Here is a 21,429-nt window from a genome sequence, read left to right as displayed (position 1 = left end):
TTTTATCTATGAAAATAAAGCCGCCACCAGCTCCCGCCGCAGCTGCTGTGCCGCCTGCACCATATTCCCCAGCGCGGTCTGCGTCTCGGCCCAGTCGCGGGTTTTCAGGCCGCAGTCGGGGTTCACCCAGAGCCGCTCGGCCGGCACCACGTCGGCGGCTTTGCGCACCAGCTGCACCATCGCATCCACCGTTGGCACGCGCGGCGAATGGATGTCGTAGACCCCCGGGCCGATGTCGTTCGGGTAATTGAAATCGCCAAAGCCCTGCAGCAGTTCCATGCCGGAGCGGCTGGTCTCAATCGTGATCACGTCGGCGTCCATCGCGGCGATCTCGGGCAGGATGTCGTTGAACTCGGCATAGCACATATGGGTGTGGATCTGCGTGTCGTCGCGCACGCCGCTGGCCGTGGTGCGGAAGGCGCGCGTGGCCCAGTCCAGGTAGGGCTTCCAGCCGGCGCGGCGCAGCGGCAGGCCTTCGCGGATGGCGGCTTCGTCGATCTGGATGATGGCGATGCCGGCGCGCTCCAGGTCCACTACCTCGTCGCGGATGGCCCATGCGATCTGGTGGGCGGTGGTGCTGCGCGGCTGGTCGTCGCGCACGAACGACCATTGCAGGATGGTGATCGGGCCGGTGAGCATGCCTTTCATGGGCCGCGGCGTCAGGCTCTGGGCGTACACGGTCCAGTCCACCGTCATCGCTGCCGGGCGGGCCACATCGCCAAAGATGATCGGCGGCTTGACGCAGCGCGAGCCGTAGGACTGGACCCAGCCATTCGCGGTAAACGCAAAGCCGTCCAGCTGCTCGCCAAAGTACTCGACCATGTCGTTGCGCTCGGCCTCGCCGTGCACCAGCACGTCCAGGCCCAGGGCTTCCTGCTGGCGCACGGCCAGCGTGATCTCGGCTTCCATCTTGGCTTGGTAGTGGGCGGCGTCCAGCGTGCCGCGCTTGAAGGCGGCGCGGGCGGCGCGGATCTCGCTGGTTTGCGGGAACGAGCCGATGGTGGTAGTGGGCAGCAGCGGCAGCTTCAACCTGTCGCGCTGTACGGTCTGGCGTTGCGCGAATACGGAATTGCGGCGGTCGTCGTCGGCCGTGGCGCGGGCCAGGCGCAGGGCCACATCGGCGCGGTGCACGCGGGGGCTGGTACGGCGCGATGCGCAGGCGACGCGGCTGGCGGCCAGGGCGACGGTGGGGTTCTGCCCGTCCAGCGCGGCCTGCAGCGTTTGCAGCTCGGCCAGCTTTTCTACTGCGCCGGCCAGCCAGGATTTGATTTCCGGATCAAGCCGGTCTTCCTGCGCCAAGCTGTACGGCACATGCAACAGCGAGCACGACGGCGCCAGCCACAGCGGGCCCAGGTGCTTGTCGGCGACCGGGCGCAGGCGGGCCAATGCGGCGTCCAGATCGTTACGCCAGATGTTGCGGCCATCCACAATGCCGACCGACAGCACTTTGTGCGCCGGTAGCCAGTCGGTCACGCCGACCAGTTCTTCGGGTGCGCGCACTGCATCCACATGCAGGCCGGCCACCGGCAACTGGCAGGCCAGGCGCAGGTTCTCCTGCAGGGGAGAGAAGTAGGTGGCCAGCAGCAGCTGGGCTCCGCTACGCGCCAGCTGCCAGTAGGCCGGTTCGAAGGCGTGGCGCCAGCTATCGGGCAGGTCCAGGCCGAGGATGGGCTCGTCGATCTGCACCCAGTCGGCGCCGGCGGCCTTCAGGCGGGCCAGGATGGACTCGTACACCGGCACCAGGCTGTCGAGCAGCGAGAGCCGATCGAATCCGGCTTGCTTCTCCTTGCCCAGCCACAGAAAACTCAGCGGCCCCAGTAGTACGGCCTTGACCGCGTGGCCGGCCTGTTTGGCTTGCGCGACTTCATCGAACAGGCGCTCGGAGGCGGTCTGGAACTGCGTGGCCGCCGAGAACTCGGGCACCAGGTAGTGGTAGTTGGTATCGAACCACTTGGTCATCTCCAGCGCCGGCTGGCCCTGGGTGGTGGTTGTTCCGCAGCCGCAATCGGCGCTGTGGTCATGCCCGGCATTCACGCCGCGGGCCATGGCGAAATAGCGGGCCAGCTCAGGCTCTTGTCCGCTGAAGCCGAAGCGGGCGGGCTCGCAGCCCAGCAGCTGGATGTGGTTCGCCACATGGTCGTAGAAGGCGAAGTCGCCGACGGTGACGAAGTCCAACCCGGCATCGCGCTGCAGTGCCCAGTGTCGAGCCCGCAAATCGGCCCCCACGGTTTCGAGTTCGGCGGCCGTGCTGTCGCCGCGCCAATGGCTTTCCAGTGCGAACTTCAGCTCGCGCTGGGCGCCCATACGAGGGAAGCCCAGGGTGTGGAGGGAGGTGTGCGTGCGGGCCATGTCTGCTGTCCTTGTGAGTGCAATGTGTAAGACAGCGATGGTCCGGGAATCTCGTTTATTATTCAAACGAAAGTTTTTGTTGATTAACGTGAAAGATGCTCATGGTGCAGTCGCCGCTTGAATTCCGCCATCTGCGCACCCTGGTGGCTCTGCGCGATGCCGGCAGCCTGGTGCGCGCCGCGCAGCTGTTGAACCTCACGCAGTCGGCGCTATCGCACCAGATCAAGCTGCTGGAAGACCGCTATGGCGCGCCGCTGTTCGAGCGCAAATCGGTGCCGCCGCAGTTCAGCGCCGCTGGCCTGCGGCTGCTGGCGCTGGCCGACACGCTGCTGCCGCAAATAGCAGAGGCCGAGCGCGATGTGGCGCGCCTGCTCGACGGCCAGACCGGCCAGCTGCGCATCGCGGTCGAATGCCATACCTGCTTTGACTGGCTGATGCCGGCGATGGACGCCTTTCGGCACCGCTGGCCCGAGGTCGAGCTGGACATCGTCTCCGGCTTCCATGCCGACCCCATCGGGTTAATCCACCAGAACCGCGCCGACGTGGCCATCGTCTCCGAGCTGGACGAAGCCGAGGCGGTGGACTACCACCCGCTGTTCAGTTTCGAGATCCGCGCGTTGCTGGCCCACACGCACCCGCTGGCGGCCAAGCCGTATCTGGTGGCCGAGGACTTTGCCGACCAGACACTCATCACCTACCCGGTGCCCGACGAGATGCTGGACATCGTGCGCCAAGTGCTGGAACCCGCCGGCGTACGCGTGGCCCGCCGCACCACCGAGCTGACCATCGCCATGCTGCAGCTGGTGGCCAGCGGTCGGGGGGTGGCCGCCTTGCCGCTGTGGGCGGTGCAGGGCTATCTGGACCGAGGCTATGTCGCCGCCCGTCCGGTCGGGCCGCAGGGGCTGACCGGACGGCTGTTTGCTGCCAGCGGCAAGGGCGCCAAGCCGTATCTGGAAGACTTCGTGCAGATCACCCGCGAGAGCTGCTTTCTGAGTCTGAAGGGGATTGCGCTGTTGTGATGGGGTTTGCTATGGATTAAATAGCTTTTGGCGCAGGTATTGTCTGCGCCAGCGGCATGTTTCTTATACATCTCAGGGCCTGACTGCGGCTTGCTGAAAGAAGCGCACCCGCTCCGCATCGGCAGGGTGGGAGGCGAAGGCAATGCCCAGCCAGCTGTCCGTGTCGTCCCCGTCCGTCGTATCGCCATCCGTCGCCTTCTTCTTTAGCTTGCGGACGGCGCTCAGCTTGTCGAACAGCGTGACCATGCTGGCCGGCGGTATGCCTGCGGCTTGCAGCAAGCGGACTGCGGCGATGTCGGCCTCGTGCTCGGCACTGCGCGAGTAATGGGCCTGGCCCAGCAGGGCGGTGGTTCCCGCCAACAGGCTGCTGAAGTCGCCCAGCAGCAGCGAGCCCACGGTGCCCAGCAGCGTGGTCTGCACCAGCATGCGCACGCCGTCGCGGTGCTGCAGATGGCCCAGCTCGTGGCCCAGTACGGCAGTCAGCACATCGGTATCGCGTTCCAACAGATATACCAGTTCGTCGGTCATGATGATGGTGCCGCCCGGCAGGGCCAGCGCGTTCGGGCCGATGCGGCTGGCGCGGAACACCAGTTGCCAATCGGGTACATCGTTTGCGGGAAGATGGGCCACGGCCTGGGCAAAAGCGGCTTGCACGCGCGCTTTTTCGGCCACCGGCAACTGGCTAGGACGCATCAGCTGCGCGTCTACCGCGTGCAGGGTGGCTTCGCCCAGGCTGACGTCCACGCTGTGCGGCAGCACCAGCAGCGATGCCTGTGCGGCCAGGGGTAGACCCCAGGTGTGCAGCGCGCCCAGCAGGGCCAGTAGTGCAAGCAGGCAGGCGAGCACACCACGCCAGCTTTGTTGCAAACGCACTGTCACCGATTCGGACAGACCTTGCTGCCGGCTCCAGGCATCCCAGGCGGCCGAGTTTGCACAGTGCAATTCGCCGCCTTCTGACAGCTGCGTCACCCGCATGCCATGGCGGGTACGCTCCGGCCAGCGCACGCCAGTCAGGGCAATGCTGCGCTGGATACCCTCGCCCAGGATGTGCAATGCGCCATCGGCCACCTGCAGCGTGACCGGATGGGCTCGGGCATGGATGCCGTCAAAGTAGTGGGCCTGCACGTCAGAGCCCAAAATCTATGCCCAGTATGTCTCCTGCTGCATCACCCACCGCCGCGCTGCCGCTGCCGGCAGGCTGGCCGAGCAGAGTGTCCGGGTCTATATGGGTGACGATGCTTGCGGCCTCAAGCCGTATACGCGCAATGGCCACCGCGGCAAACGGCCAGTAAAAGCCGAGCGTGAGCAACACCAGCAGCCAGTTTTTCAGGGTCAGCCAGAACATCGGTTTGAAGCGCAAATCGCTTTGAAACTGCAGGTCCTGATTGCCGGTGTGGTTCCACACCAGGTTTTGCGTGCGGGCGATGGCGTAAGGCTGGACGAAGACCATGGCAGACAGCGCTGCAACGATGGGTAAAAAATCTAACCATGCGCGTGTCACGGCGCGGAGGTCTACCTTGGGTTTGAACGAAACAATGAAAGCTCCAACAAGGATGAGCACTAGCGCGAATATCAAAACGAGGAAAACCATTCCAATAATTTTCAGGCTCAGCTTGTAGAAGCTGCCTGGCGTCGTCGTGAGCCGGGTTTGCAGGTGAGCAAATCTGTAGTGGTTGTGCTGGTACTGTTTGAACTTTGCGAAAGACCAGGGAGATATCAAAGCGGTCAGTGCCGCTATGGATAAAAAGGCCCACCAGAACCAGCTCGGTTCTTTTCCTTCCTCCAGGCCAGGGGTCACGGTGATCAGCCCAACGATTAAAACGCTGGGCAGATACATCGGCAACATGGCTTGGTATGCATCGACTACGTTTCCGTTGAAGTGAAAGCGCAGGCCGCGCCAGCTGGTATGGGCCAGTCGGAATTGCAGCGAGGCGCGCAGCAGCGCGGGCATGACGGCCACCAGCAGCACCAAGGCCGCTAGGCTAGTGGTATTCGAGAAGTAGCCTGCCACCGAATACATGCCAAAGAGCAGGGCCACCAGCAGCGTGCCTCTGAGCATCTTCTTCGGGTTGCCGTGGAAATCCAGCGCAGCGCCTTCCACCAGCGTGTTGCCGTAAAAGTAGCGCAGGCGCCGCACCTTCGCCCAGGGGTAATACAGACCTATCGTCACCAAGGTTAGCAGCAGATTGACGATCCAGATGCGGAAGTATTCGCTGCCCGAGCCGGTGAAGGCGATGTGTAGCTTGTGCTGGATGGGCTGAGCCGGGGCCAGGCTTTTGGGCTGCGGGTCGACGTCGGATGTGAAGCTGGATTCTGGCGCTTGGATCATTTGAAAAATCGCGTTGGAGAACCCAATGTAACGCGTTGCGACACGGTATTTACATTTCTTTTTACATATCAAAGCAGGCTCTGGCGCAGTTCACACCTGCTCGAGCTGCTATCGAAATGGGGGCGATGCCAGCCCGTGCGGTCCTCAGCGCCCGTACAGCGCCGTCAACCGTGTCTGCGCCAGGCTGTTGGCATTCAGCATGTAGCCGACCAGGGCCGCGCTGGCGTCGGCGGGAAGGTCGATGCGCGGCACTTTCAGCGCGTGCAGCGTGAATATGTAGCGGTGCGGCTTGTCGCCGGGGGGCGGGCAGGCGCCGCCGAAGCCGGTCGTGCCGTAGTCGGTGCGGCCCTGCACCGCGCCCGCGGGCATCCCGCCCTTGCCGCTGCCGGCCTGGGCCGGCAGGCTAGAGGTGTTGGCCGGCAGGTTGTAGACCACCCAGTGCCACCAGCCGGAGCCGGTGGGCGCGTCGGGGTCGTACACCGTTAACGCCAAGCTCTGCGTGCCGGCGGGTACACCCTGCCATTGCAGGGCCGGCGACTGGTTGCCGCCGCTGCAGCCGAAGCCCTGGAATACCTGGGCTTCGCTCAGGCTGCGGCCTTCGGCGACATCCGGGCTGGTAAGGGTGAAGGTATCGGCCTGGGCGGCCAGGCTGGTGAGCAATACAGCGGCTATGGCGGCGCGGGTGAACAGGCGGGGGAACATATAACTCCTTGTGAAAACAAGGCTCTACTGTCGCGCGAAGCCGCAGAAGTGTTTAGCCCGAACCGTGCAGCCCTTATGCCGTTTCGCGCAACAGCGAGGGCACAAAGCCGAAGCGCGATTTGAAGGCCGCGCCGAAGCGGCTGTGCGACGCGTAGCCGCAGTGCTGGGCGATCTCGCCCACCGGCAGTTCGCTGGTCTGCAGCATGCCGAGCGCGGTCTCTAACCGGGCTTCGCGCACGGTGGCGGCAATGCTGCTGCCTTCCTTGGCCAGCTGGCGCGCCAGGGTGCTGGGGCTGGTGTGCAGGGCCTGGGCCACGGCCTCGGCGTTCCAGTCGGCATGCAGGCGCCCGGCGACCACGCGGCGCACGCGGTCGGCGCTGCTCAGCTGGCTATTGGGTGGGAAGACCCAGCCGCGCTCGGCCAGCATCAGCAGCACTTCGGTGACCCGGTGGCGCTGCAGCGTGGGCGACAGCGGGCTGCTGCCGGACAGCGCATCGGCTGCGGCCTGCAGCGATGGGCCCAGGGTGTCGTCCACCGCCAGCACCTGGGCCAGCACCGGGCGGGCGTTGCCGGCCAGGGCCGGGTAGCGCTGGTGGAAGTCGGCCGCCATCTCGGGGTCGATCTGCAGCACGCAGGCCAGGTAGCGGGGCTGGGGAGCGGGATCGTTCACCACGTCCCAGACGCTGTCCTTGGCCAGCATCAGCAGCTGGCCGGCATGGCAGCGGTGGCTGCCGCGCGCGTGGTGCACGGTCTTGCTGCCGGATTGCACCCAGACCAGCAGGTCGGCGTGCAGGGTCAGCGTGGCGACGCGGTGCGCCACCCGCGCGTGGATCTGGCAGGCTGCGCCTATGGCTTGCGGGTCGGGGTAATGCTGGGTTTGGGGCTGGGCGGACATGTTGCTATTTAATTCGTAGCTGCTGCCGCAGGTTTTACATGCGCCAGAGCCCTATTTTTTATAAATCTACACCAGGGCGATCAAGTCCGTCACGCCCAGGTCTACACCTTGCTGGGCCAGCAGCGTGCTCACCTGGCCGCGGTGGTGGGTCTGGTGGTTGAAGAAGTGCGTCAGCGCCTGCCACATCGGGTGCTGGCGCGGTGCGCCTTGCATGCTGGTGTAGGCCATGGTCCAGCTGGCCATGTCGTCGGGGGCTTGGGCCAGCCAGCTTTCGATGGCCGTGTCCAATGCTTCGCGCCGGGCCTTGAGGCTGGCCCAGTCTGGGTAAAGTTGTGTATCCAGTGTGCAGCCCGGCGGCAGGTCGACCACCGCGGTCAGCGCGCTAAAGTCCACGCCGTGCGCGGCGCCGGTGGCGATGAAGCGCTGCAGCCAGATCTGGTCGCCCACCATCAGGTGGTTCAGCGTGTGCTGGATAGAGCCGAAGAAGGCGCCCAGATCTTGCTGGCGGGCGGCTTCAGGCAGTTGTTCGCACGCTGTGTACACACGCTGGTTAAGCCAGCGGTTATAAAGGGCGAGAAAGCGATAGTTGGCAGAAAATGGGTTGTCCATCCTGCCATGGTGCCATGGTTCGTGAAAGCATTCCCACTTATGCCTACATCCAGTGTTCCGCCCAGTTACAAGGTGCTCGTTACCGGTGGCACCGGCTTTTTGGGCCAGGCCTTGTGCCAGATGCTGCTGTCCCAGGGCCACCGCCCCACGCTGTGGGTGCGCGATGCGGCCAAGGCCGAGCGCTTGTATGGGCAGACGGTGCGCGCCGTGACCAGCCTGGACGCACTGGCGCCGGACGAGGTGTTCGACGCCATCCTCAATTTTTCGGGCGAACCGGTGCTGGGGCCGCGCTGGACCCCGGCGCGCAAGCAGGTGCTGCACGCCAGCCGCAGTGGTGTGACCCAGGCCCTGGTGAACTGGGTGGCGCGCGCGCAGTACAAGCCGCGCTTGCTGCTGTCGGCCTCGGCCATCGGCTACTACGGCACCCAGCCGCCTGGCGACCCGACGGCACTGGGCGAAGACGCGTCCGACCAGCCCATCTTCATGTCCGAACTGTGCCAGCGCTGGGAGCAGGCCGCGCAGCGCATGGCTTCGCATGGCGTGGCGGTGGCCACCCTGCGCCTGGGCGTGGTGCTGGGCGAGCAGGGAGCTTTGCCCAAGATGCTGCAGCCGTTCCGCTTCGGTGTGGGTGTGCAGATGGGGCGTGGCGACCAGGTGTTCAGCTGGGTGCATCTGGACGATGTGGTCGGCGTGGTCGGCCTGCTGCTGGCCCGGCTGCACACCACGCCCGACGCGCTGCCCAGCGGCGCCTACAACCTGACCGCGCCGCTGCCCATCACCCACAGCGAATTCACCCAGATCGCCGGCACGGTGCTGCGCTGCGTGGTGGCGCTGCCGGTGCCCGCGGCCTTGCTCGACATGCTGCTGGGTGACCAGGCCAGCCTGCTGACCGAAGGCCAGCGCGTGGTGCCGCAACGCCTGCTGGGCGAGGGCTACCGCTTTAGGTTTGAACATTTCGAGGCCGCGCTGCGCGATATCGAGCAGCGGCGCGGGTAAATTCTGGGGATGACACATCCCTCTCTGATTACCCAGCCGGTGCAGCAGCTGCTGGACCGGCTGCACACCCACCCGCAGCGCCGTACCGTGGTCGGCCTTGTTGGCCTGCCAGGTTCCGGCAAGAGCACCATCGCCACCCAGCTGGCCGACGCCGTCAACGCCCAGGCTGGGCCGGGCAGCATGCTGGCGCTGGGCATGGACGGCTTTCACCTGCCGCGCACTGCGCTGGCGCAAATGCCCGACCCGGCCGCGGCGCTGGCCCGGCGCGGCTCCCCCTGGACATTTGATGCAGCCGGGCTGGCGACCCGCATCCGGGCGCTGCGCGACGCGCCTTTGACTGCTGATGCAGCTGCTGTGCCCTGGCCCGAGTTCGAGCACAGCGTGGGCGACCCGGTGGAGAACGCGGTATGGGTGCCGCCCAGCACCCGGCTGGTGCTGGTCGAAGGCCTGTACCTGCTGCACCGCGAACACGGCTGGAATCTGGACGGCTTGTTCGATACCTGCTGGTACCTGGACGTGCCCATGGAATTGGCGCTGCAGCGCCTGGTCGCACGGCACCAGGCGGCCTGGGGCTTCAGCGTGGCCCAGGCGCAGAACCGGGTGGCGCAGAACGACCAGCTGAACGCCGATATCGTGCTGCACAGCCGGGCGCGGGCCGACGGACTGGTGCAGTCCGTCCCGCTGCAAACTTAGCTTTGCTTGCGCCGGCGCACCACCAGCACGCCGGCCAGGCCCAGGCCGACCAGGGCGAACGAGCCAGGTTCGGGCAATTCCACCGCCATCTGGTAGGGGCCAAAGCCGTCGGCCGCGGCCTGTGCATTCGGACTGACGCCAAACGCCGCGCTGTACGACGACTCCCCGGCCACGCCCACGCCGGACAGGTCGGAAGAGTACGACCACTGGATGGCGTTCACATCGGCGGCGATGACTTCGATCCAGTAGGTGGTGTTGGCGGCCAGGTTGTAGCCCGAGGCCAGCGAGAAGCTGTAGGCCGCAAAGCCCGCAGACGAAATGCCCGCGCTGGACAGGCTGTTGAACGCGGCCAGCGTGCTGCCCGGTGCGCCGCTGCTGCTGGACAGCAGGTTCACCTGGACGTCCGAGACGATGTCCGGCCCCAGGTTCATCAGCAGCGCCTGGATGGCGTTCAGCGTGCCGCCGCTCGCGCCGGTGGTGAAGGAGTTGGCTAGCGGGCCGTTGCCGTACACCGCGTCCGAGCCGCTTTGCGCGGCGTCCAGGTTGCTGTAGACCACGCCGGCCTGGGCTGCGGGTATGGCTGCGAGCAGCACGCAGGCGCTGGCCGACAGCAGGGCGGTGCGGAGGAATGTGGGGAGCTTGGAGAACATGGTATTTCCTGGCAGTGAATAGGTAGGAATAGGTTGGGGGCTCAGAGCAGCGGATCACTGACGCCGTGCTTGCCGGTTTCCACATGGCCCGCGCATTGGCAGACAAAGTTGGCGTCGGTGCTGGCCGTCACCAGCAGGTCGTACCAGCGCGAGCTGGTCTGCAGCGTCCAGTCGGATCGATAGCTGGCGCCCGGAGCGAGGGTCTGGTGCGAGGCGTTGCGCATGTACTGGTCGGCCACGGTGACCGTGGTGGCTGCGGTGCCCAGGTTGGTGACGATCAGCGAGATGCCGCCGCCGATGGTGTCATACACGGTCTGCACCGCCAGATTCGCCGCCGCGCCGCCGATGCTGCCGGCGAACTTGCGGAAGAAGCCGTTCGGCCCGTAGACCGCCAGGTCATAGGCGCTGGAGCCGCTCTTCGGCAGCCAGGTGTCGGACACGCTCTTACCGGCTTCCACCGTATAGCCCCAGGGGCCGGTGCCGCCGCCGGCCACCGAGCTGTTGGCGGTGCGCACATGGAACCAGGCGCCGGCACTGCCGGTATTGCTGAAGCTGATGCCAAAGGTCTGGCTGGCTGCGTTGGCAACGCCCTGGGCCTGCAGCTGGTAGGGCAGGGCGCGGGCCAGGCGGGCGCCGGCTTCCTGCAACGGCATGGTCTGGTTGGCCGGTGGCGTGACGGCCAGGTCCGGATAGGTCTTGCCGCTGCTCACGTCGGAGGCGGGTGGCACATAGGCGTTGGTGCTGGGCAGGCGCGAGGCTCCGCCGCTGGCGATCGAGAAGTCCAGGGTCGAGCTCAGATCGCCGCAGACGGTACGGCGCCATGGGGTGATGTTCGGCTCGACCACGCCAAAGCATTTTTCGATGAACTGCACGATGGAGGTGTGGTCGAACACCTGCGAGTTGACCCAGCCGCCCTTGCTCCAGGGCGATACCACCAGCATGGGCACGCGGGCGCCCAGGCCGTAGGGGCCGGCGGGGTAGCTGGCGGTGCCGTTGCCGGGGTAGATCTCGTTGGCGGTGCTGACGGTGGACTTGCCCTGGGCCGCCGTCATCGGCGGGGTGGGCGGCACCACGTGGTCGAAGAAGCCGTCGTTCTCGTCGTAGCAGATGATCAGCACGGTGCTGGCCCAGACGGCGGGGTTGGCGGTCAGCGCGGCCAGTACGTTGTTCACATACCAGGCGCCGTAGTTGGTCGGCCAGTTCGGGTGTTCGGTATAGGCCTCTGGCGCTGCGATCCACGATACCTGGGGCAGGGTGTTGTTTAGCACGTCGCTGCGCAGCTGGTCAAACAGCGCGCCGTTGTTGAACGCGCCGTTGTTGTAGATATTGGTGCCGACGCGGGCGCGGTCATACAGCGGATCGCCGGGCACGGCGTTTTGGTATTGCTTGAAGTAGAGCAGCGAGTTGTCGCCGTAGTTGCCGATGTAGGGCTGGCCGGTCCAACCCCAGTAGCCATCGGCGGTCAGGCCCACGCCGATGTCCTGGTAGATCTTCCAGGTCACGCCGGCGCTCTGCAGGCGCTCGGGGTAGGTGCGCCAGTTGTAGCCGGCTTCGGCATTCGTTACCACCGGGCCGTAGGGCGGCACGCCGTTGCCATTGCTGGCCAGGGCCACGTTGCCGGGGGTGCTGCCGGTGGCGTTGCCGTCCGGTGTCAGCGTGCCGTTCTGGCCGGCCCAGCCGGTCCACAGGTAGTAGCGGTTGGGGTCGGTCGATGCCATGATCGAGCAGTGGTAGGCATCGCACACAGTGAAGGCATCGGCCAGCGAGAAGTAGTAGGGGATGTCCGAGCGCTGCAGGTAGCTCATGGTCTTGCTGGTCTTGTTCGGAATCCACTTGTCGTAGAGGCCGTTGTTCCAGGCGCCGTGGGCGTCCTTCCATGAATGTGCCAGGTCGGCCAGAAATGCCAGGCCCAGGTCGGCGCCGGCCGGGCGGAACGGCAGCAGAGTGGCCGGGCTTTGCGTCACGCCGGCTGCATTCACATTGGGCTGCTGGAACACCGAGTTGCCCGAGCCGTAGAGGCGCACGGCCCGCGGATCGCTGAAGCCGCGCACGCCGCGCAGCGTGCCGAAGTAGTGGTCGAAAGAGCGGTTCTCCTGCATCAGCACCACGATGTGCTGTACGTCCTGGATGGTGCCGGTGACGCTGTTGGCGGGGATGGCCAAGGCGTTCTTGATGGCGTCGGGCAGCACGGTGGTCAGCCCTGCAGCGGCGGCGCCGCGGAGCAGGGAACGGCGGTCGATCGAAGTCATGGGGGTGGTCCTTCTTGTGGTCCTGGCGTGGGCCCGTCAGGTAGACGGCCATCTTCTGCCGCAGGTGTTACACATTTGTGTCTGCCCGTCCGCCAGAGGCTCGAAGTGCGCATGGGCCTGTGTAAAGCTGGTTCTTCTGTGGCTATCATCCAGAAGGCATCTCGCCAGTAGATGCTATCTAATTGAGAGCTTGTCGCGCAGGTATTACCTGCGATGCAGGCCTGTTTCTTATAAATTTCAGCTGTTGTATGAAGCAATTTGCCGCATGACCCTCGCCGTTTGCACCATGGTGCTGGGCACCACCAGTGGCGCCGGCAAGAGCTGGCTGACCACCGCGCTGTGCCGCCACTACGCCCGCCAGGGACTCAAGGTCGCGCCGTTCAAGGCGCAGAACATGAGCAATAACGCGCGGGTGGTTGCCGGTGGCGAGATTGGCAGCGCCCAGTACTTCCAGGCCTTGGCCGCGCGCGCCGTGCCCGAGGTGCGCATGAACCCGCTGCTGCTCAAGCCCGAGCGCGACACCCATAGCCAAGTCGTTTTGCTGGGCGAGGTCAGCGCCGAACTGACGGGCATGGACTGGCGCAGCCGCAGCGCCAAGGTCTGGCCGGTGATCGCCGAGTCGCTGGACGCGCTGCGCGCCGAGAACGATGTGTTGGTGATCGAAGGCGCGGGCTCGCCGGCCGAGATCAACCTCAGCAGCAGCGACATCGTCAATATGCGTGTGGCCCGCCATGCCGATGCCCGCTGCCTGCTGGTCACCGACATCGACCGCGGCGGCGCGTTCGCCCATTTGTACGGCACCTGGGCCTTGCTGCCCGAGGCCGACCGGGCCTTGCTGCGCGGCTTTGTGCTGAACAAGTTCCGCGGCAATGCGGCCTTGCTGTCCCCCGGCCCCGAGCAGCTGCAGGCGCTGACCGGCGTGCCCACCGTGGCCACCTTGCCGATGTGGTGGCGGCACGGCCTGCCCGAGGAGGACGGCGTGTTTGACGACCGCTCGCAGGCCACCGGCGTGGTGACACGCACCGTGGCCATCGTGGCCTACCCGCGCATCAGCAATCTGGATGAATTTCAGCATCTGAAGAACATGCCCGGCGTGCGCCTGGTGTGGGCGCGGAGCCCGGCTGCACTGGCCGGGGTCGACACCATCATCCTGCCCGGCTCCAAGCACACCAGCGGCGACCTGGCCTGGCTGCGCCAGCAGGGCCTGGATGCGGCGATCTGCCAGCATGCGGCGCAGGGCGGGGCGGTGCTGGGCATCTGCGGCGGCCTGCAAATGCTGGGCGAGGCGCTGATCGACACCCATGGCATCGATGGCAACGCGCCCGGCCTGGGCCTGCTGCCGCTGGTCACCCAGTTCGAATTGACGAAGACGGTGCAGCACAAGCAGGCAGTGTTTGCCGCCGGCATGGCCGGGCCGTGGGCGGCGCTGGCCGGGGTGGCCGTGGCCGGTTATGAGATCCACCATGGCCAGACCCAGCAGCATGCGGCCATGGCCCGGGCTGGCGATGTGGCGCGCGCCGTGTTGCCCGACGGCTTGGGCTGGCAGAACGCGGCCGGCAATGTGCTGGGCCTGTACCTGCACGGCCTGCTGGAAGACCCGGCGGTGCTGCACGCGCTGTTTGGCGCCACGGTGCCAACGTTGGACACGGTATTCGACGGCCTGGCCGACTTCGCCGAGGCGCATTTTTCACCCGGATTCTTGGCTTCGCTGGTGCAACGCAGCTGATTACACTGCGCCATGGTCTTGCAAACTGTGGCCGCGATGGAGTGCATATGCTGACGCCCGGCGGCGCCGCAAGCCGTGCCTGGCGCCAGCTGCAGCAAGCTCTGGTGGGCTGCTGGCGCGACCCTGCGGCCACAGCCGAGCAGGCCGCCCGCTACCGCGGCCGCCAATACCATGCGGTGCTGCGCCAGCTGCCCATGAGCAGCTCGGGCAACGCGGTGACCGCGCTGGCGCTGTGCGCCATCTTCTGGAACAAAGCCGACCATGGCGTTTTGCTGGGTTTGACCCTGGCGATCTGGATACTGGCCGCCATCAACTTCGGGCTATGGCAGCAGCGCAAACCCATGGCTGCGTCCACCCCCGTCTCCATCCGCACGCTGCGTGCATTTGCGCTGCTGATCGCGGCTGCGGCAGCTTGTTTTGCGGCGATGGGAGGCTATCTGTTTGGGGTGGCCGACAGCGGCGAGCGGCTGTTGCTGACGGCGGTGTTGGCCGCCTTTATCGCCATGGGCAGCTGGATGTGTGCCTGCCTGCCTCTGGCGGGCATCGCCTGGGGGCTAACCATGTGCACGGGGGTGGCCATCATCTTTGCAACCCGCCACGAGCTGGTCTACACCTATCTCCTGGGGCTGCTGGGCGTGTACACCGTGGTGGTGGTGGCCACGGTGCTGGTGAGCGCGCGGGTGTTTTTGGCCGGGCTCAAGGCCGAGACGGAAATCGAGCAGCAGAAGCAATTGGTGGGCTTGCTGCTGAATGACTTTGAGGCCAACGCCAGCGACTGGCTGTGGGAAACCGACCGCCAGGCTTGCCTGCGCCATGTGTCCGTGCGCTTGGCTGAGGCCATGGGCGTGGCGCCGGCCGCGCTGCAGGGGCGTTCGCTGCTGGACTTGCTGGCCTCCATGCACCCGCTGCTGACCAACGACCAGGCGGAGATGCTGGCGGGCCTGGCGGCCTGCCTGGCGCAGGACGCGCCGTTTCGGGATCTGGTGGTGCCTGCGCAGGTGGCGGGCCAACCCCAGTGGTGGTCGTTGACGGCCAAGCCGCTGCGGGATGCGGCCGGCCTGCATCAGGGCTGGCGCGGCGTGGGCTCGAACATCACCGCGGTACGCCAGCGCGAGCTGGAAATGCAGCGCCTGGCCCATGTGGACACCTTGACCGGGCTGGCGAACCGCCACCAGTTCGGCCAGCGCCTGGCCGGGTACTTTGCCCCGGGCCAGGCGGTGACGCCCTGCAGCTTGCTGCTGCTGGACCTGGACAATTTCAAAACCGTCAACGATTCACTGGGCCATGCGGTGGGCGACCAGCTGCTGCAAGAGGTGGCCCGGCGCTTGTCGGCGCAGGTAGCGGCCGATGCGCTGCTGGCCCGCTTGGGCGGCGATGAGTTCGCGCTGATCGTTCCCGGCCGCTTATCGCGTGGGCAGGCCGAGCGCTACGGCGCCCAGCTGCAGGCCGCGCTGGCACAGCCCTGGCGGGTGGACAACCACAGCATCGAGGTGCATGCCAGTATCGGCGTGGGCTTTGCGCCGACCGACGCCGGCAGTGCCGAGCAGCTGCTCAAGGTCAGCGACATGGCCTTGTACGCGGCCAAGGCCGCAGGCCGGCACACGCTGCGGTTTTTTGATCCTGCGATGGATGTGCGGGCCCGGCACAAGCTGGGCTTGCTGAGCGACCTGGGCCTGGCCTTGCAGCGGGGTGAGTTCGTGCTGCACTACCAGCCGCAGATGGAGCTGGCCAGCGGCGCGCTGCTGGGCTTTGAGGCGCTGGTGCGCTGGCAGCACCCGGTGCGCGGCCTGGTATCTCCGCTGGAGTTCATCAGCCTGGCCGAAGAAAGCGGTTTGATCGTGCCCCTGGGCGCCTGGGTGATGCGCCAGGCCTGCCTGGATGCGATGCACTGGCCGGCCCATCTGCGGGTGGCGGTGAACCTGTCGGCCGTGCAGTTTGGCAATGCCGATGTGCTGCACACCTTGCAGGATGCGCTGCAGCACAGCGGCCTGGCCTGTGAGCGACTGGAGCTGGAGATCACCGAGTCCACGCTGATGCGCGACAGCCAGGCCGCGCTGCAGGTGCTGCACGCGCTGCGTAGCCAGGGCGTGCGGGTGGCGCTGGACGACTTCGGCACCGGCTATTCGTCGCTCTCGTATCTGCGCAACTTTCCGCTCGACAAGCTGAAGATCGACCGATCCTTCGTCAGTCTGATGGACAGCCCTGCGGGCGACAGCAGCGCAGTGGCCATCGTGCAAGCCATCATCCAGCTGGCCCAGGCATTGCAGCTGGAAACCACGGCCGAGGGCGTGGAGACCCTGGCCCAGCGCGAGACCTTGCGCCGCATCGGTTGCCTGCAGGCCCAGGGCTACCTGATCGCCAAGCCCATGGATGCCCTGCAGACCCGTAGCTTCATTGCGGGCTGGCTGGTGGCGCCACCGCCAGGGCTGGTGGCCTGAAGCTTTAGCGCGCGGGCCGCTGGTAGCCGGCCAGGTCTGCAGCCGATGCGGTGTACGCATGCAGCACGCCGGGCAGCAAGACGTAGCCGTCGACCAGGGTAGCGGCTGCGCCACCGGTGGTGAAGCTGCAGCCGGTGGTTTTGTCCAGCGGGCATTGGATGGAGGCGGCCAAGGGGTCGGCGGCGTCCATCTTGAAGTACACGTCGAACTGCTCGCCCGAGCCGGTTTGCGTCACGCTGTAGTCGTTGTCGGTGCCTGCCAGCACCAGATAGCGGCCGTTCGCCAGCTGGGGGCCGATGGCCAGGCCTTCCCATTTTTCAGGTGACTTGTTGCCCAGCGCAGGCAGGGTGTTGGCTGCCAGGTCGATGATTTTGGGGCCCTTGCTGGCGGGCACCACACCGGCTGGTAGTGTGCTGCCGTTGGCGGGCAGTGCGGTGTTGGACACATCGCTGGCGCCGCCCAGGCTGACGCGGTACACGCTTTTGTCGGGGCTGGCCAGGGTGGCGCCCGCGCCTACGCCGCGGTTGTTGCGTTCCAGCACCCAGAAGTCCGTGCCGTTGATAGCCACCAGGGAAGAGACGCCTTGGCCCTGGCCCGCGCGGTCCATCAGGTAAGCGTACTGCGCGACGGCTTGTCCGCTGGCGGTGTCGAACTTGACGATGCGCGCAAAGCGGCCGTCCTTGCTGCCGCCTTCGTCCAGCATTGGGCTTTGCATCATGGCGTAGGCAAACGCACCGTCGGGGCTGATCGCCAGGCCTTCAAAGCCGCGGTTATGCCGCTTGCCCGCGTTGTTGTCGGCATCGTCGCCATGGTTGATGTGACCATTGGTGGTGTTGCGCGGCAGCAGGTTGGCGGGGGTGGCAAAGGCGCGCACAAACTGGCCGCTGGCATTGAACTCGTAAAGCGACGGCCCGTATTCATCCGACACCAGGAAGTTGCCGCTGCGCGGGTGCACCACAAAGCCTTCCGGGTCCAAAGCCAGACCGCGCTGGTTCGCCGGGTTCGGCGCCAGGCCATTGAAGGGTTTGCCTTGGGCATCGGTGAACAGCACGGTTTGTGCGACCCGGAAGTTCGCAATCGCGCCGCTTGCCGGGTCTATATCCAGCGTGAAGCGCTGTACCCGGGTTGCATAGTCGATCAGGCCACCGCCGGGTCCGCGGTCGGATAGACCCCACCAGGTGTTGCCCTGCGGATCGAAATAAATGTCGGAGAAAAAACCGACCCGGCCCTGGTTGGCGCCCGGCACGCCGGTGGCATCCAGCGTGTTGCCTGGGATGGCCAGGCCGTTGACGAAGACGGGCTGGGCGCAGACAGCGCTGGCCAGTAGGGCGGTGGCTGCCGCAATCGCGGAGAGGATGGTTTTCACGGGCGGTTTCCTGGGTGGCAAACCCATCAGTTTGCGCTGTGAAAATGTCAGCGCCGTGACGACGCAGAAGCCTACTTCAAGCTACCCGACAAGAACTGCTGCAGCCGCACGCTCTTCGGCTGGCTCAGCACCTCGCGCGGCACGCCTTGCTCTTCGATGCAGCCCTTGTGCAGAAACACCAGGTGGTTGGCCACTTCGCGGGCAAAGCCCATCTCGTGGGTCACCACCACCATGGTCCGGCCTTCCTGGGCCAGGGTCTGCATTACCTTCAGCACCTCGGATACCAGCTCGGGGTCGAGCGCGCTGGTGGGTTCGTCGAACAGCATCACCTCGGGCTCGATGGCCAGGGCACGGGCAATCGCCACGCGTTGCTGCTGGCCGCCGCTCATGTGGGCCGGGTAGCTGTCTTCCTTGCCCTGCAGGTCGACCAGCTTTAAATACTTGCGGGCGCGTTCAATCGCTTCGTCTTTGGACACACCGAGTACATGGATGGGGGCTTCGATGATGTTTTGCAGCACCGTCATATGCGCCCACAGGTTGAAATGCTGGAACACCATGGCCAGCTTGGTGCGCATGCGCTGCAACTGCTTGGCCTCGGCAGCCACCAGCTCGCCATTCTTGTCGGCCACCAGTTTCAGCTCTTCACCGGCGACGACGATGCGCCCGGCATTTGGCTTTTCCAGCAGGTTCATGCAGCGCAGAAAGGTGCTCTTGCCCGAGCCCGAGCTGCCGATGATGCTGATCACGTCGCCGGCGCGGGCTTCGAGCGACACGCCTTTGAGCACCTCGTTGGAGCCGAACTTCTTGTGGATGTCGATGGCCTGGAGTTTCAGGGGCTTGGTGGTCATAGCAAAGTCATTTCAAAAAATTCAGGCGCCCAGCAGGTTGCCGGTACGGAACGGCACGCTGCCCGCGATATTGGCCAGGTCGTCACCGGGGGTGGCATAGCGCTCGGTGGTGCGGGCGTACAGCACGCCGGGCACCTCGGCGCGCAGCGCGTGTACCGTGCCGTTCACCGGGTCTATCACCTCGGCTACCAGTTCACCCAGGGCCAGGCGGTCGCCGGGCTTGGCTGCAAACACCAGCACGCCGGGCACCGGGGATTTGACACACTGCGCGCCCGCCAAGGGCGTGGCCGCGCAAGCCAATTCGGGCAGGATCGGGGCGGTTCCGCCGACCACACCCAAATGCTGCAGGTAGGCCAGGATGGCGCTGGCATCGGCCTTGGCGTAGGCATGGCTGACGTCGGCTTCGCCGCGCAGTTCCACCGTGGTGCTGCAGCAAGCCTGGGGCAGTGCGATGCCGAGCTTGTCGGCCAGCTGCCACCATAGGCCGGACAGGGATTCGTCGAACGACAGGCCGCCCGAGTTCTTGGCCAGCAGAACGGCCTGGGCGCCCAGCAGGCGCGCCAGCGGCTCGAATGTGGGCCAGCACGGCGCCTCGGTGTAGAGGTGCATCACGGCTTCGCAGTCGCAGTGCAGGTCCAGCACCACGTCGGCGTCATAGGCCAGGCTGACCAGCTGCTTGCGCTGGCTGGCGAGCTCGGTGGCGGGCTCCCAATCGCGCAGGTAGGTGGCTACGGCCTGGCGCACTGTTCGCACATTGGCCTCGGCATCGGCGCCCATTTTTTCCTGCACCTGCGGCAGCACGGCGGCACAGAAGTCGGGGTAGTGGCGGTTGAAGTTTTCCGAGGTGTTCAGGTCGAACCGGCCCATGGGCTTGTTGTCCACACGCTGGGCCAGGCCGATGGGGTTGGCCATGGGCACCAGGATGATTTCGCCCTGGATCTGGCCCCGGGCCTCGGCCTGCTCCAGCATGCGGCGCAGGTGGTGTGCGGCCAGCATGCCGGGCAATTCCTCGGCATGCAGGCTGGCCTGGATATACACCTTGGGCCGGGCACCGGCGGTGCCGAAGTGGAGGCTGGTAAGGATTTTCTGGCTGCCCAGGCTTTGGCTGCGCAGTACATGGTCGGTACGCTGCATAGGTTCAATCTGTGTCAATGTTTACGCGGAGCCAAATAAGCCAAGAAATGCCGCTCGGCCAGCCGGAACATGGCGATCAGCGCAAAAGTGCCGACCAGGTAGATGGCGGCGGCAAACAAGTACGCCTCGAACGGCAGGTAAAAGTCCGAATAAATGCGGCTGGCTGCTGCCGTCACATCCAGCAGCCCCGGCACCGCACTGGCCAGGCTGGTGCTCTGCAGCATCATCACCACCTCGTTGCTATAGGCCGGCAGGGTGCGCCGGATGGCGCTGGGCAAAACCACCCGGGCCAGGATCTTGAAGCGGCCCATGCCAAACGACTGGGCCGCCTCGATCTCGCCCGCATTGGTCTCGCGGATGGCGCCGGCCAGCATCTCGGCGGTATAGCCGGCAGTGTTCAGCGCAAACGCCAGCAGGGCACAGAAGAACGCGTCCTTGAAGTACATCCACGGCCAGATCGTGTCCCAACGCGCCTGGATCCAGTCCAGCTGGGCCAGGCCGTAGTAAATCAGATACACCTGGATCAGCAGCGGCGTGCCGCGGATCACAAAGGTATAGGCACCCACCACCCGGCGCAAGAAGGCGCTGTTGCTCGTCAGCGCCAGCGCAAACAGCAAGGCCAGCACCGCACCAATCGCCACCGAGGCGCACAGCAGCCACAAGGTGGTCAAGATGCCTTCGCCGAACATCGCCAGGCTCTCGGCCCGGAATATGACTTCCCAATTCATCGTGCAGCCCTCATAGCGTAATCCTCTTGGTACCGAGGCTATAGCGCTCATTGAGCTTGCGCAGCACCTGCAGCGACACCCAGGTGTAGACCAGGAACAGCCCACCCGCAAACAGCAGGAAGGCAAACGGCGAACGGGTGGCCGCACTGGCCTGCTTGGCCAGATAGGTCATCTCCTGCAGGCCGATCAGGCTCACCAGGGCCGTGGCCTTGATCAGCACCAGCCAGTTATTGGTAAAGCCGGGCAGGGCGTAGCGCACCATCTGCGGTGCGGTAATGCGCAGAAACGCCTGCTTAGGACCCATGCCAAAGGCGGCAGCCGCCTCGAACTGGCCGCGCGGAATCGCCATGATGGCGCCGCGGAAAGTCTCGGTCATGTAGGCGCCGTAGATGAAGCCCAGGGTCAGGACACCGGCAAAGAACGGGTTCAGGTCCAGCGTCGCCTCGCTGCCGGCCATCTCCAGCAGGGCATTCACGCCAATCGTGCCGCCGTAGAACACCAGCAGCATCAAGACCAGATCGGGGATGCCGCGGATCACGGTGGTGTACAGGGTGGCGGGGATCACCAGCACCGGGCGTCCCGAGAGCTTGGCGGCTGCGCCCAGCAGGCCCAGCAGCACCGAGACCACCAGCGCGGCCAGGGAGACTCCGACTGTCAGGCCTGCGCCGTGAAGAATCGACCAGTAGTAATCAGACAAG

At 65.7% G+C, this 21,429-nt stretch carries 18 protein-coding genes; 5 read left to right on the top strand and 13 right to left on the bottom strand.

Annotated elements, in window-relative coordinates:
• Positions 1 to 6 precede the first annotated feature (6 nt).
• Entirely contained in the window at positions 7 to 2,349 is a 2,343-nt protein-coding gene (gene metE / locus BLT66_RS21920; protein WP_092761172.1) for a 5-methyltetrahydropteroyltriglutamate--homocysteine S-methyltransferase, read from the bottom strand.
• A 101-nt stretch (positions 2,350 to 2,450) separates the two neighbouring features.
• Here metE and BLT66_RS21915 point away from each other — a divergent pair, with 101 nt between their 5' ends.
• Complete coding sequence (locus tag BLT66_RS21915) at positions 2,451 to 3,368, top strand: LysR family transcriptional regulator (RefSeq protein ID WP_092761361.1); 918 nt, start codon at positions 2,451 to 2,453, stop codon at positions 3,366 to 3,368.
• Positions 3,369 to 3,440: 72 nt separating this feature from the next.
• Here BLT66_RS21915 and BLT66_RS21910 read toward each other — a convergent pair whose 3' ends face one another.
• From BLT66_RS21910 to BLT66_RS21890, 5 genes are all read right to left on the bottom strand, one after another.
• Positions 3,441 to 4,505, bottom strand: coding sequence for a M48 family metallopeptidase (locus BLT66_RS21910; protein WP_176955136.1), 1,065 nt, complete (start codon positions 4,503 to 4,505; stop codon positions 3,441 to 3,443).
• The gene (locus BLT66_RS21905) at positions 4,495 to 5,697 is read right to left on the bottom strand and encodes a YjgN family protein (RefSeq protein WP_092761168.1); all 1,203 of its coding nucleotides are present in this window, start codon (positions 5,695 to 5,697) and stop codon (positions 4,495 to 4,497) included. The genes BLT66_RS21910 and BLT66_RS21905 overlap by 11 nt, the downstream gene beginning before the upstream one ends.
• A 144-nt stretch (positions 5,698 to 5,841) precedes the next feature.
• A complete protein-coding gene (locus BLT66_RS21900; RefSeq protein WP_092761166.1) occupies positions 5,842 to 6,399 on the bottom strand; it encodes a YbhB/YbcL family Raf kinase inhibitor-like protein in 558 nt (185 codons plus the stop codon).
• A 73-nt stretch (positions 6,400 to 6,472) separates the two neighbouring features.
• On the bottom strand, positions 6,473 to 7,294 hold the full coding sequence (locus BLT66_RS21895; RefSeq protein ID WP_092761164.1) for a helix-turn-helix transcriptional regulator: 822 nt from the start codon (positions 7,292 to 7,294) through the stop codon (positions 6,473 to 6,475).
• A 66-nt stretch (positions 7,295 to 7,360) separates the two neighbouring features.
• Positions 7,361 to 7,903, bottom strand: coding sequence for a DinB family protein (locus BLT66_RS21890; protein ID WP_092761162.1), 543 nt, complete (start codon positions 7,901 to 7,903; stop codon positions 7,361 to 7,363).
• A gap of 39 nt (positions 7,904 to 7,942) precedes the next feature.
• Between BLT66_RS21890 and BLT66_RS21885 the strand changes: the two genes are divergently transcribed.
• A complete protein-coding gene (locus BLT66_RS21885; protein ID WP_176955135.1) occupies positions 7,943 to 8,899 on the top strand; it encodes a TIGR01777 family oxidoreductase in 957 nt (318 codons plus the stop codon).
• Between the two features lie 9 nt (positions 8,900 to 8,908).
• Positions 8,909 to 9,592 carry a nucleoside/nucleotide kinase family protein gene (locus BLT66_RS21880; protein WP_092761158.1) on the top strand — a complete coding sequence of 228 codons (684 nt, stop codon included), beginning with the start codon at positions 8,909 to 8,911 and terminating at the stop codon, positions 9,590 to 9,592.
• Here the strand turns inward: BLT66_RS21880 and BLT66_RS21875 are convergent.
• Together BLT66_RS21875 and BLT66_RS21870 are read right to left on the bottom strand one after the other, a co-directional pair.
• Positions 9,589 to 10,242 (bottom strand): choice-of-anchor R domain-containing protein, encoded by a 654-nt coding sequence (locus BLT66_RS21875; RefSeq protein ID WP_092761156.1) that lies wholly within the window; start codon positions 10,240 to 10,242, stop codon positions 9,589 to 9,591. The genes BLT66_RS21880 and BLT66_RS21875 overlap by 4 nt on opposite strands.
• A 41-nt stretch (positions 10,243 to 10,283) precedes the next feature.
• Positions 10,284 to 12,491, bottom strand: coding sequence for a phosphocholine-specific phospholipase C (locus BLT66_RS21870; RefSeq protein ID WP_092761154.1), 2,208 nt, complete (start codon positions 12,489 to 12,491; stop codon positions 10,284 to 10,286).
• Positions 12,492 to 12,756: 265 nt separating this feature from the next.
• Between BLT66_RS21870 and BLT66_RS21865 the strand changes: the two genes are divergently transcribed.
• Together BLT66_RS21865 and BLT66_RS21860 are read left to right on the top strand one after the other, a co-directional pair.
• Positions 12,757 to 14,217: a cobyric acid synthase gene (locus BLT66_RS21865; protein ID WP_255407036.1), complete on the top strand. Its 1,461-nt coding sequence runs from the start codon at positions 12,757 to 12,759 to the stop codon at positions 14,215 to 14,217.
• Positions 14,218 to 14,264: 47 nt separating this feature from the next.
• Positions 14,265 to 16,655, top strand: a complete 2,391-nt coding sequence (locus BLT66_RS21860; protein WP_092761150.1) for a putative bifunctional diguanylate cyclase/phosphodiesterase — start codon at positions 14,265 to 14,267, stop codon at positions 16,653 to 16,655.
• Between the two features lie 4 nt (positions 16,656 to 16,659).
• Here BLT66_RS21860 and BLT66_RS21855 read toward each other — a convergent pair whose 3' ends face one another.
• The 5 genes from BLT66_RS21855 to BLT66_RS21835 all read right to left on the bottom strand — a co-directional run bounded on the left by BLT66_RS21855 (position 16,660) and on the right by BLT66_RS21835 (position 21,428).
• Positions 16,660 to 18,021 (bottom strand): esterase-like activity of phytase family protein, encoded by a 1,362-nt coding sequence (locus BLT66_RS21855; protein ID WP_218922645.1) that lies wholly within the window; start codon positions 18,019 to 18,021, stop codon positions 16,660 to 16,662.
• A 71-nt stretch (positions 18,022 to 18,092) separates the two neighbouring features.
• On the bottom strand, positions 18,093 to 18,869 hold the full coding sequence (locus BLT66_RS21850; protein WP_092761146.1) for an ABC transporter ATP-binding protein: 777 nt from the start codon (positions 18,867 to 18,869) through the stop codon (positions 18,093 to 18,095).
• 21 nt (positions 18,870 to 18,890) lie between these two features.
• Positions 18,891 to 20,003: a succinylglutamate desuccinylase/aspartoacylase family protein gene (locus tag BLT66_RS21845; protein ID WP_092761144.1), complete on the bottom strand. Its 1,113-nt coding sequence runs from the start codon at positions 20,001 to 20,003 to the stop codon at positions 18,891 to 18,893.
• Between the two features lie 14 nt (positions 20,004 to 20,017).
• Positions 20,018 to 20,731, bottom strand: a complete 714-nt coding sequence (locus BLT66_RS21840; RefSeq protein ID WP_092761142.1) for an ABC transporter permease — start codon at positions 20,729 to 20,731, stop codon at positions 20,018 to 20,020.
• A gap of 10 nt (positions 20,732 to 20,741) precedes the next feature.
• Entirely contained in the window at positions 20,742 to 21,428 is a 687-nt protein-coding gene (locus tag BLT66_RS21835) for an ABC transporter permease (RefSeq protein WP_092761140.1), read from the bottom strand.
• Position 21,429: the final 1 nt, after the last annotated feature.

It is taken from the genome of Rhodoferax sp. OV413, assembly GCF_900104385.1.
In the GTDB taxonomy this organism is placed as follows: Bacteria; Pseudomonadota; Gammaproteobacteria; order Burkholderiales; family Burkholderiaceae_C; genus Rhodoferax_B.
The sequence above is the reverse complement of the archived record's forward strand: the minus strand, read 5'-3'. Positions and strand labels throughout refer to the sequence as shown.